This is a genomic window from Methylomonas sp. LWB (assembly GCF_001856095.1).
Taxonomy (GTDB): domain Bacteria; phylum Pseudomonadota; class Gammaproteobacteria; order Methylococcales; family Methylomonadaceae; genus Methylomonas; species Methylomonas koyamae_A.
In genome coordinates this window covers 46,937-59,008 of sequence record NZ_MKMC01000023.1, presented here as the reverse complement: position 1 = coordinate 59,008, position 12,072 = coordinate 46,937, and the positions used below count along the sequence as shown (strand labels likewise).

The following is a 12,072-nucleotide window of genomic DNA, read 5'->3' as shown; positions in this document are numbered from 1 at the left end:
GCAAAAAAAGAAGGCGCGGATAACCGCGCCTTCCGTTACAACAGCAAATATTAGCTTACCAAGTAAAACTCGCCGCCACCTGGCCGCTGCCGTCGTAGGTATAACCGTTTTTGACGACGTTGCTAACGGTGTAGGCACAGGTTCCGGAGCTGCTGGAAGGTAGGCCGGAGCTACTGATGCTGGCGATACCGGTGGAACCGGTCACGGCGGATTTAGCCCAGGTTTTGGAAATAATGCCGGAACTGGTTTTCGCCGAGCAACTCCACGAACCGTTCACCGTGGCGTTAGCCAATGTAGCTTCGCCATACTTAACGGTCACTTTGGCCAAACACTCCGATTTGCCACCCGTCAACAATCTGCGGATTATCGCGGTGTTCGAGACTTTCATACTGACGTTTACCGGCGCCTGAGCGACATTGATCGATTGCGTGGCGCTGTTTTTCAAGCCGACGTTATCGGTCACCGTCAGCGTGGCAGTATAGTTGCCCGGAGTTCCGTAGGTATGATCGACACTGGCGGTACTGCCATTCGTACTTCCGTCGCCGTAATTCCAATCATAACCGACGATGGTGCCGTCCGGGTCGCTAGAGCCCGTACCATTGAATGTTACCTTGGACGGCGCATCGCTCGCGGTCGGTAATGCTGAAATGACGGCCGTCGGCGGGATCAGTTTCACGACGTTCTTCGGATAGCTACCGGTAATCTGGTACTGACCAAGGCTGGCGTAATCCGAATAGCCGGTCGTCAAGTCGCCTTTACCGACGCCATCGATTTGCAGGAAATATTGACCCGCGTTCAAGTTGGCGCTCAGCGACGCCGACAGACTATCGACCGGATTTACCTCGCTGACCGACTTACCGGAAGCATCGAACAATTTCAGAGCAATATCCAAATTACCAGCCACCGAACCCGAGGCCGCGTTGAACTGAACGTCGCCGCCATCGGTGTAAAAAGTGAAGACGTCCAGGTCGGTATTGCGTTCGATAATGCCGGTTTGAACCACCGAGGTGGGATCGCCCGACAAAGGCGCGGCCGAGGCCATGCTGTCCGGAAAATCGTCGACTCGGATCGGAGCACCCGCCGCACTAATGACCGCAAGGTCGTCCTGAGCGTTATTCGCCCCAGGATATTCGCCCTTACTCCATTGCGAAACGGGTTTGTAATAACCGACCCCCATCAGCGGCGCCCAACCGGTGGCGCCGCTGCCGTGCCCCGAATAGTAACCGACACTGGCGGTGCCGTCGTGGTAGAGACTCAGATTGTGGCCAACTTCGTGAGATACCGCCTCGGCCACATATTTGGGGTTGCCGTTACCCAATTTATCGAAGAAAGCCCAAGCCGGTTGATAGCGGTTGGGCGAAGTGGACGAATAAGACGAAAAGACGTTGACATAAGCAACGCCACCGCAGACCTGGCCGCACAGTTCCGGCATCGATCGAGTGATGACCGCGCGGGTGCCGTATTGAGTGTCGCTACTGGTAAGGCGTTGCATCGCATCCGCCGCCGGCTCTTGCGTCGTCACATCCACATCGAACGGCGCGTAGTCTTCCGCCACGCGTTGCCAGATTTCGCGGATGTTGTTCAACTCCGTGGTGCTGAATCCGTTGGGATTGCCATCCGTATCGTAGGCCTGAGCAGTCAACGTACCGTTGTACCAAGTGGTGTTGATGGCCTGATGACCGTTGAAATCCAGGTAAATGACGCGATTGGAATCGGGTTTGCTGTGCAGCGTGAACGGATCGGTCGTCGAGGCGGCGATCGCGGCATAAGTGCTGCCGCTTCCCTCCGCCGTCGCCGCGTCGGCGCTATCGGCGGTCGCGGTCTCGCCGGCACCCTGCTTGGGGTCGGGCTGGATATCCGACTCTATGTATAGCAAGCGGCCGCCTTGATCGATCCAAGCGGTCTGGTCGCTTTTTAAAATATTCTCCAAGCGTTCGGCGGACATCCCATAGGCCTTGGCCACCAAGGCCAGATTGTCACCTAGGGCGTCGACGGCGGCCTGGCCGTTGAGCTTCTCCTTCAACGAGATTTGCGGAAACGGCGATTCGGTTTCGTCCGACGACGGCAAATCGCCAATGTTGGCCAACGACTTTTGCGAGTTCGCCTTAACCACGCTCAACGGATTTTCGAGACCGGAACCGTTCAAACCGGTGACGATGGCCTGTACTCGGCCATTCGAAAGCAAAGTCAAGACATAGTTGTAGCCGACCAAAGCTTTAGCCGCATCGTCCTGATTAGAGAAATACAGTGTCTCTTTCAAGAGACTACCGGTACCGGCGGGCGGATACGACTGGCTCACGTCGCCTTCCGTCTGAGTGGTCTGGTCGGGAGTGACGGCACACCCTACAATAGTCGTGAGAGCGGCCGTGGCAACAAATAGTTTTGTATTCATAATCGACTTCCAAAGTATGAGCAAGATCCAGTCGATGAGTGCCAATCACGCGGCGCATCAAGACCAAAATCCTTGCGGCAAAAATTAATCGAAAAAGCTGACCGCCAGTAGGGAGTATGTGTTTGTTTTAAGCTGAACTATCGAAACGCATATCCCTGGTGATCCGGAATTTGCATTAGAAGCTTGGCAATAAACCTCGCGCGACTTGGAGCGGTAAAAAGATTATTGAGTTAACGCCGTCGATTCTTGGCTAGCTAGCCTACTCAAATTCGAGTGTCTCTGGCACACCGGTTATAGGGAAATTTGACGACAGACAGGTTATAGCCCAACGCGGCCGATTCGGCTAGCCTGGATCTTGGAGCCGGTTTAGAAAATGAAGCGTAGTTCCGATTCGCGATTTTAAAAGCCGCCGCGTTCGACGATTGCGATAATCTTTTCGCCCGTATCACGAACGCTGCCGCCTCGCCATACAAGAACGGTGTCCGATAGCGTTTACGCCGAGAAAATGCCCTATTCAACTTCGAATTCCGTGAGACTGTCGTTCAGCGCCGAAAGACGCCGCTCCGCCAACGGCCCTCGGCATTCACGCTCGCTGATAGGAGTTTGGGCTATCCGTCTGCACGGGGTTCCAACACTCGCCGTCCAGGCGTGTTGATCGCCCGCAAGCCGCGCCGATCAGCGATTATTCCGGTACATATCCTGCTGACGTTCGATGGCTTCGGTCAGGTTATAACCCTGGTCGTTGAGCAAATCGCCGACAAAAAACAAACGCATCTCGAATATCCAGGCGATTTTCTTTTGCTTATTGTTTTCCACGACAATCGTCGCCAGCCTGGGGTTATTATCGACTACCTGACTTACGACGGTTTTCGGATTATTCGGGTCTTCGTTCAACGCGCCGGATACGATCCGCTGTGCGTATTCCAGCGTCAATACCGAGCGAGTGGCCGGGGCCGCCGCATTTTTTTCGTCTATCATCGACTGCGCCTTGAAATAGCCGATGTCATAGGCCAGTTTGGCGACAACACTCACGGCTATCGCGATTGCCCAGATCGACAAGCCGATCTTCAAGCGGCGTCTGACTTGGGGGTGGGAAAGTCTTCTAACTAAAACGCTAAACTTCATTGTATGGTGTTTCCGTGGCGCCATTCGCCGGTTTTTGATGGTTGAAACAGTTGAGGGATTTAAAAACAAACATTCAATCAGGGCATCGGCTATCCATCATCTCTTTAAGTTGGTCCTTACGAGCACCACTCACAACCAGCCGGACCGCTTCAAGCGCCAATACAGCAGCAAGCTACTCAAGGCCACGCCGCCCAGCACCAACGGGTAACTAAAGGTCCACTCCAGTTCCGGCATGTGGCGGAAGTTCATACCGTACCAACTGAACACCATCGTCGGGATCGCCAGAATCGCCCCCCAACCGGCCAGACCTTTAACCACTTCGTTCTGGCGCACGGTTTCGAAGGTCAGGTGAACCTGCATCGCTGCGATCAGCATCTCGCGCATGCCTTGAATCGATCGGTCTATGCGCTTGATATGGTCGGCGATGTCGCGAAAATAAAACCGCACGTCCTTCGGTATCAAGCCGTTATGAAAGCGCATCAATTCGTTGCAGATGTCGATCACCGGCGTGATCGCCGCTTCCAGCATCAACAGCTCGCGCTTTAGTTCGTACAAGCCTTCCATGGTCTGCCGACTGGGCCGTTGCTCGAAAATCGCCGACTCCAGTACCTCGAAGCGCTGTTGCAAGCCGTCGATCACCGGGACATAGTTATCGACGATAAAATCCATGATCGAATACAGCGCAAACCCCGGTCCCTTCGCCAATTGCTGCGGCATCGCCTCGCAACGCCCGCGCACCTTGGCGTGACTCAGCGACGAACCGTGCCGAACCGTCACCAGAAATTTCGCCCCCATGAACAAGTGGGTTTCGCCGAATTCCACTTTGTCGTCGACCAGTCTAGCGGTGTGCAGCACGATGAACAACGAATCGGCGTATTCCTCGATTTTCGGTCGTTGATGAGCGGCGCACGCATCTTCGATCGCCAAATCGTGCAAACCGAATTCTTGTTGCAACTCGGCCAACAAGGCCGAATTGGTTTCTCGCAAGCCCAACCACACGAAGGTCTGATCCTGCCGGATCACTTCGCTGATGTCCGGAATCGACACTTCTCCGATACCAATGCCGTGCCGGTAGGCCACGCATTTCATAATCATGTTGCTATCGATGGATTCGGCCAAAAACTTTCCCCTTATTTGGAAATCGTGATGACGGGAGCCCCGGATTGGGCGAACTGGGTCATCGTCATTTGAAAAATCTGACAGAGCAACCGAAAGCCTTCCCGGTTCCATTGATAGCCGGTTTCAGGGCGAAGCGAATAGTAACGGTCGCCCAAGCGCACGCTCGGATCGTCGTCGGGCTCGTCGCCGACCGTCAAGGCCAGCGTTTCCACGGGATTTTCGCGAACTTCCGGCGTGGCCGGATGGCGGGCCACCGAATATTCGGGCATATCGCCCAAGGTTTGGCCGACGAAATTCAATACGTTGTGAAAACTGCGCAAGCGGAACACGCCGTGCAACGGCCACTCGCCACCTGGAAATCCGGGGCGAATATCGACACTCACATCGTTGTCGGCGCCCTGCTCGGCTTCCTGCTGCAAACGCATCCGTTCCTCGTTGCTTAAGGTAGCCGGATCGTAATTGGTCAGCACGATCCGGCCGACCTCGCGCTTGGTCAATGTCAGTTGTTTACGCGCCGGATCGAAAGTCACTTGGTAGTTTTTTTCGAGCGCCGCCAGTTGTTCGGCCGGCAACGCATCGGCCGGCAAAGTCCAACTACGTTCGAACAACAACGGCTCGACGAACAAGCGATGACGGTCCTGAATCGACGATAAATGCAACACGGCCTGGCGAAATACCCGATAACCATCGGCGTCCGCAGGCAAGTTGCGATGGATGCCGGCTTGATCTCCGCCGGACAAGCGCAGCTCGCCGGCCAACAGGCGCAGTAACAAATCCACGTCCACGCCTTGCCTGAGCAACATCGTCAGCTTGCTTTCCTGAAACGGCGTCAACAAGCGGCGGGTGAATTCCTCGCCTTCGATCGGTACGATGCTAATGGTCGGATTCTCGGACAGGCTGCCGCCGAACACCGGCGTCAACAGAGAGCCGGTCGGTCCGGTCAGCGCCGGCGTGGCGCCGGCATTGAGCTGGAAATTGAAGGTGGCGGCGATATTGGATACGCCGGTGAAATGCAGCGGTTGGTGTTGATGGGCGCGGGCGATGTTTAGCAGCAACTGCTTCGCCAACACGTCGTTAGTGGCCTTATCGTACTCGATGACGGCCCTGTCCAGGGCCGGCGGCGAAACGCATCCCGCCAAGCTCAACGCCAACCCCGCCGCCAACGCCCTGCGCCCGCCGGTCATCCCGTAGCCGCTCCACATGTTTGCTTCCTCAAAACGTCATCCTACCGCGAACTCGCACTCTCAGACCGTTCATTTTATCAGCAATGCCCGATCCCGAGCAGCGTCGTCGCCGACATTTACCATCCGGAATCACTCGGCCACCGCTAAACTAAACGACACGCTAGCCGACCGCACGAAGCTACCATGAAAATTCACCACCTAACGCCCGAGGAAGCCCTCGACAGTCTCGGTTCGGGCCCCAACGGCCTGGCCGATACGACAATTGAAGGCCGCTTGCGCGAGTTTGGTTTCAACCGTCTCGAAGAAACCCGAAAAAAATCGCAGTGGCTGTTGTTTGCAGGCGAGTTTTTACACTTCTTCGCGCTGATACTCTGGCTGGCGGCCGGTCTGGCCTTCTTCGCCGAGTCCCAACAACCCGGCGAAGGCATGGCGACGCTGGGTTACGCAATATTGGGCGTGATCGCGATCAACGGCTGCTTCTCGTTTTGGCAGCGCGTCCAGGCCGAGCAGGCCATTGCCGCGCTACGCAAATTATTGCCGAACCAGGTCAAGGTAGTGCGCGACGGCGCGCTGTGCCGAATTCTCGCGGACGAACTGGTGCCCGGCGACCTGCTGGTCTTGCAGGAGGGCGACAACGTCCCGGCCGATTGCCGATTGCTGGAGACCTTCAACCTGCGGGTGAATAACTCGACCATCACCGGCGAATCCCTACCCAAGGGCCGCGACGCTCTACCGTCGGCGGCCGAAGACCTGGCGCAAAGTCGTAACATTCTGCTGGCCGGCACCTCGGTGGTCGCCGGCGAGGCCAAGGCCGTGGTGTTCGCCACCGGCATGCACACCGAATTCGGCAAAATCGCCCACACGCTGAAAACCACGATCAAGGGCCAATCGCCGTTACAACGCCAGATCGCTCGGCTGAGCCGCTTCGTCGCGCTACTGGCGCTGTTGCTGGGCGCGGCATTTTTTCTGATCGGCCAGGCCATCGGCCTAAGCTTCTGGGAAAATTTCATGTTCGCGATCGGCATCATCGTCGCCAACGTACCGGAAGGCCTACTGCCGACCGTGACACTGGCCTTGGCAATGGCCACCCAGCGCATGGCCAAGCGCAACGCCTTGATCCGCAATTTGCCGTCGGTGGAAACCCTGGGCTCGACCACGGTCATCTGCACCGATAAAACCGGCACGCTGACCCAGAACCGAATGGCGGTCAAACAACTATTTCTGGACAATCGCCACTGTCGACCGGACGAATTGGGCCGCGACAGCCTGCGACACCATGCCGAGTTCCTGGCCTGCGCGGCCCTATGTCACGATCTGAAACGCGTCGAAGGCCAGCACTTGCTCGGCGACCCGATGGAAGTCGCGCTGGTCAATTTGGCTCACGACCAAGGCATGCGCGTGGCCTATCCCAAAATCGGCGAAGTGCCGTTCGACACCGACCGCAAGCGCATGTCCACGCTGCACGATACCCCGGCCGGCAAGCGGCTGTATTGCAAGGGCGCGCTGGAAATGGTGCTACCGCTGTGCTCGCAAATCGCCGTCGCCGATCAGATTCTGCCGCTGGACGACGCCGGCCGCCGCACACTCCAGGACGCCCTGCAGACCATGGCCGATCAAGGCTTGCGGGTACTGGCCCTAGCCCACCGCCCACTGGCCGACAGCGTTGGCGCCGACCCTGAAGCGGCGATGATCTTCAGCGGCCTGGTCGGCCTGGAAGATCCGCCGCGCCCGGAAGTCGCCGACGCCACAACCCAATGCCGGATCGCCGGGATCAAAGTCATCATGGTCACCGGCGACCATCCGCACACGGCGGTCGCGATCGCCCGCCAAATCGGTCTGGTGCAATCCGACCATCCCAAGGTCATCACCGGCGACCGGCTGAAAAAACTCACGCCCAGCCAATTGCAATTGGCCTTGGATGCGCCGGAAATTGTGTTCGCCAGGGTAGGCGCCGATCAGAAAATGCACATCGTCGAAGCGTTGCAGCGTAAGCGGCAAGTGGTCGCAGTGACCGGTGACGGCGTCAACGACGCGCCGGCCTTGAAGAAGGCCGACATCGGCATCGCGATGGGCCTGGCGGGCACCGACGTCGCCAAGGAGGCCGCCGACATGATTTTGCTGGACGACAATTTCGCCAGCATCGTCGCCGCGATCGAAGAAGGCCGCGCGGTGTTCGACAACATTCGCAAATTCTTGACCTACATCCTCACCTCCAACGTCCCGGAAGTGATTCCCTACCTGGCCTTCGTGCTGTTCAAGATTCCGCTGCCGTTGACCATCCTGCAAATTCTGGCGGTCGATCTGGGCACCGACATGCTGCCGGCCTTGGGGCTGGGCGTCGAGAAACCCGATGCGGCGGCAATGCGCAAGCCGCCGCGCTCGAGCCAGGAGTCATTGATCGACTGGCGCCTGCTGGCCCGAGCTTACGGATTTCTCGGCTTGCTGGAAGCCGCGGCGGCAATGGCGGCGTTTTTCTTCGTGCTGAACGCTGCCGGCTGGGACTACGGCGCCAGCCTGCCGCGCCACGATCCGCTGTACCTGCGGGCCACGACCGCCTGCCTGACCGCGATCATTGTGATGCAGATCGCCAACGTCTTCCTCTGCAAGCAACGCCAGCGCGGCCTGCTGGCCACGCCCCTGCTGGACAACCGGCTAATACTGGCCGGCGTCGCCGTGGAGATTGCGCTGATCCTCGCCATCGTCTACACGCCGTGGGGCAATCTGTTGTTCGGCACCGCGCCGCTCGGCCACGAAGTCTGGCTGTTCACGCTGCCGTTCGCGCTGGGCCTGCTAATCTGCGAAGAATTGCGTAAATGGCTGGTGCGCCGCTTCGCGCCGTTTCCGCGTCACGTTAAATCGCCTGTGCTCCGCCGAAGCCGGCGGTGTTAACTCGACGTTGACGGCCTCAAGCGCACCCTTTCCCTGGCGGTTCGGCATGCGACTCGGCGGAAACGATCTAAATGCGTTCCATCAAGGCGCCGCGCCTCTCCTCCGAGCAGAGGCGGGTGGCGGCGCCGGGCCGATTTAGCTTGGTCGGGGCGTGCGCATTGCCGGGACAAAACGCTGGAAATGCCCGGCTATCGGCATGATCTTGATCTCTGAGTCGCGCGCAGGCGACCAAGTAAAGTCACGCGGCCCCGTGTGCGTCAGGCTGGCAATGGCGTTGCGCCGAGCCGTAGCATCCGGAGCCGAAACCGATCCAGATATAAATAAACCACCGGCGTCGTGTATAAGGTCAATAGTTGGCTGAATATCAGGCCGCCGACGATAGCGATGCCCAGCGGCTGGCGCAGTTCCGCGCCGTAACCGCTACCTAAGACCAAGGGCAACGCGCCGAACAGCGCCGCCAACGTCGTCATCAGGATCGGTCTGAAGCGTAGCATGCACGCTTGAAAGATCGCCTCGCGCGAATCCAGCCCGCGCTCGCGCTCGGCCAGCAACGCAAAATCAATCATCATGATCGCGTTTTTCTTGACGATGCCGATCAACAGGATCACGCCGACCAGCGCAACGATGCTGAACTCCTTACCGCAAACCATCAGAGCCAACAACGCGCCGACGCCGGCCGACGGCAGCGTGGACAGTATAGTCAACGGATGCACCAGGCTTTCGTAAAGCACACCGAGCACAATGTAAATGCTGATCAGCGCCGCCAAAATGAGCCAGGGTTGATTGCGCAACGCGTCCTGAAAGGCTTTGCCGGAACCTTGAAAACTGCCGGTAACGGCCGCCGGCAAGCCGATGTCGCGTAAGGCTTGATCGATCGCCGCGCTGGCGCCGGACATTGCCACGCCGGGTTTTAGATTGAACGACAGCTCGCTGACCGCGAACTGGCCTTGATGGCGCACCGACAGCGGTGCGTTGCTGGGGGCGAAACTGGCTAGCGCCGACAGCGGCACTTGGCGCGGCTGACCGGTGCCGGCAGTGCCGCTCTGGGCCGGCGCGCTGATATACAGTTGTTTCAGACTGTCCGTCGATTGCCAATATTGCGGCGCCAATTCCATGATCACCCGGTATTGGTTGAGCGGATTGTAAATCACCGACACTTGCCGCTGACCGAAGGCGCTGTTCAAGCTGTTGTCGATCAGGGCCTGGCTGACGCCGTAACGCGCGGCCAGATCGCGGTTGACGGTCAAGCCGATTTGCTCGCCCTTGTCCTGCTGACTGCTGTTGACATCGGTCAGTTCGGGCAAGCGGGCCAAGGCGGCCTGGACCTTGGGCGTCCATTCTTTCAACAAGGCCAGATCGTCGGCTTGCAAGGTATAGTCGATTAAACCGAAGGACATCCGCCCGCCGATGCGCAGCTCCTGGGCCGGAAACATATGCAAATTGGCGCCGGGGATTCGGCCGGCCGCCTTGCGCAATCGATCCATCACGATCTCGATAGCTTCGCGCTCCCCGTGCGGCTTCAACGTGATAAACACCCGCGCGCTATTGCTGCTTTGCGAACTACCGGCAAAGCCGGCGACATTGGTGACCGCGGGGTCTTTCAGCAAAATCTCGGAGATTTGCCCAAACTGCTTTTGCAGCGTTTGAAACGAGGTGTTTTGGTCGGTTTGTATCTCGCCCAACAAACGGCCGCCGTCCTGGGTAGGGAAAAAACCTTTGTCGATGGCGCCGTATAAATAAAAATTCAAGCCTATCGTCGCCAGCAACAGGCTCAGCATGATCCGACCATGACGCAAGGCCCAACTTAGGCTGATGCGATAATTGTCCTGCACCCAATCGAAGGCCGCGCCGATACCGCGATAGATCGGTCCGTGTTCCGTTGGCTCCTTGCCCAGCCAGCGCGCGCACAACATCGGCGTGGTAGTCAACGAAATCAGCAGCGAAACCAGCACCGCCGCAGACAAGGTCACCGCGAATTCCCGAAACAGCCGGCCCGGCACGCCGCCCATCAATAGAATCGGCAGAAACACCGCGACCAGCGACACGCTCATCGCCAACACCGTGAAGCTCACTTCCTTGGCGGCCAGCAGCGCGGCCTTGAACGGTGCGATGCCGGCCTCGATATGCCGGTTGGTGTTTTCGACCACGACAATCGCATCGTCCACGACAAAGCCGGTGGCGATGGTCAAGGCCATCAAGGTCAAGTTGTTGACGCTAAAACCGCAGAAGTACATCACCGCGCAGGAACCCAGCAGCGAGGCCGGTACCGCGACGATGGGCACCGCCGCCGAACGCGGATTACGCAGAAATACCAGCACCACCAAAATCACCAGGACCACCGCGACGAACAAGCCGTGCTCGACTTCCCGGATAGACGCCCGAATCGACAACGATCTATCCACCACCACCGACAGCTCGATATTGCTGGGCAAAGCGGCCTTGAGTTGCGGCAACACCGCCAGCACTTGATCGACGGTTTGGATCACATTGGCCAAGGGTTGTTTGCGGATGATCAGCAACACCGAGGGTTTGCCGTTTTTCAGGCCGACATTGCGCAAATCCTCGACCGAATCGACCGCTTCGCCCAGGTCGGCGATGCGCACTGGCGCGCCGTTACGGTAAGCAACGATCAGCGGCAGATATTCGGCGGCGGCGCGGGCCTGGTCGTTGGCCTGTATTTGCCAGCGGGTATCGGTGCTTTCCAACACGCCCTTGGGCCGAGTGATGTTGGTTTGGGCGATGGTGTTGCGCACGTCGTCCAAACCGATGCCGTATTTGCTCAAGGCATTGGGATTCAGTTCCACCCGCACCGCCGGTAGGGTCGCGCCGCCGATTTGCACTTGGCCGATACCGGGAATTTGCGAAATTTTTTGCAGCAAAATCGTCGACGCGGAATCGTACAGCTGGCCGCGCGTGAAGCTGTCCGAGGTCAGCGCCAGGATCAGAATCGGCGAATCGGACGGATTGTCGCGCCGATAACTGGGCCGGTTGGGCATGCCGCTGGGCAGCAGGCTGGCGGCGGCATTAATCGCGGCTTGCACGTCGCGGCAGGCGCCGTCGATGTCGCGGTTTAAATCAAACTGCAACGTAATCGAAGTCGAGCCTTGCGAACTGTTGGAGGTCATTTCGGTGACGCCGGCGATGCGTCCCAACGCACGCTCCAGCGGCGTGGCGACCGTCGCGGCCATGGTTTCGGCGTTGGCGCCGGGCAATTGCGCCTGCACCGCGATGGTCGGAAAATCCACCTGCGGCAGCGACGAGACCGGCAGATTCAAAAACGCCAATACGCCGCACAGGCAGATGGCGAGGGTCAGCAAGCTGGTGGCGACCGGGCGGCGGATGAATAGCGCGGACAAATTCATC

6 protein-coding genes are annotated in these 12,072 nt (G+C 58.4%); 1 reads left to right on the top strand and 5 read right to left on the bottom strand.

Going from position 1 to position 12,072, the window contains the following annotated elements; genetic code table 11:
• Positions 1–55 precede the first annotated feature (55 nt).
• The 4 genes from BJL95_RS10890 to BJL95_RS10875 form a co-directional block, all read right to left on the bottom strand.
• Positions 56–2,299 carry a PKD domain-containing protein gene (locus BJL95_RS10890; RefSeq protein ID WP_254786774.1) on the bottom strand — a complete coding sequence of 748 codons (2,244 nt, stop codon included), beginning with the start codon at positions 2,297–2,299 and terminating at the stop codon, positions 56–58.
• A 768-nt stretch (positions 2,300–3,067) separates the two neighbouring features.
• Positions 3,068–3,517 carry a hypothetical protein gene (locus BJL95_RS10885; RefSeq protein ID WP_071157896.1) on the bottom strand — a complete coding sequence of 150 codons (450 nt, stop codon included), beginning with the start codon at positions 3,515–3,517 and terminating at the stop codon, positions 3,068–3,070.
• A gap of 129 nt (positions 3,518–3,646) precedes the next feature.
• Complete coding sequence (gene corA / locus BJL95_RS10880) at positions 3,647–4,636, bottom strand: magnesium/cobalt transporter CorA (protein ID WP_217631679.1); 990 nt, start codon at positions 4,634–4,636, stop codon at positions 3,647–3,649.
• An 11-nt stretch (positions 4,637–4,647) separates the two neighbouring features.
• Complete coding sequence (locus tag BJL95_RS10875) at positions 4,648–5,838, bottom strand: hypothetical protein (RefSeq protein WP_254786773.1); 1,191 nt, start codon at positions 5,836–5,838, stop codon at positions 4,648–4,650.
• Between the two features lie 165 nt (positions 5,839–6,003).
• On the opposite strand from BJL95_RS10875, the gene BJL95_RS10870 reads away from it, so the two are divergent.
• Entirely contained in the window at positions 6,004–8,709 is a 2,706-nt protein-coding gene (locus BJL95_RS10870; protein WP_071157894.1) for a cation-transporting P-type ATPase, read from the top strand.
• Positions 8,710–8,966: 257 nt separating this feature from the next.
• On the opposite strand, the gene BJL95_RS10865 is transcribed toward BJL95_RS10870, so the two are convergent.
• Positions 8,967–12,071: an efflux RND transporter permease subunit gene (locus BJL95_RS10865; protein WP_071157892.1), complete on the bottom strand. Its 3,105-nt coding sequence runs from the start codon at positions 12,069–12,071 to the stop codon at positions 8,967–8,969.
• Position 12,072: the final 1 nt, after the last annotated feature.

Bases quoted from the DNA above. Each gene is read 5' to 3' on its own strand.
- BJL95_RS10885 (WP_071157896.1), bottom strand. From the start codon at position 3,517: ATGAAGTTTAGCGTTTTAGTTAGAAGACTTTCCCACCCCCAAGTCAGA.
- BJL95_RS10875 (WP_254786773.1), bottom strand. From the start codon at position 5,838: ATGTGGAGCGGCTACGGGATGACCGGCGGGCGCAGGGCGTTGGCGGCG.
- BJL95_RS10870 (WP_071157894.1), top strand. From the start codon at position 6,004: ATGAAAATTCACCACCTAACGCCCGAGGAAGCCCTCGACAGTCTCGGT.
- BJL95_RS10865 (WP_071157892.1), bottom strand. From the start codon at position 12,071: ATGAATTTGTCCGCGCTATTCATCCGCCGCCCGGTCGCCACCAGCTTG.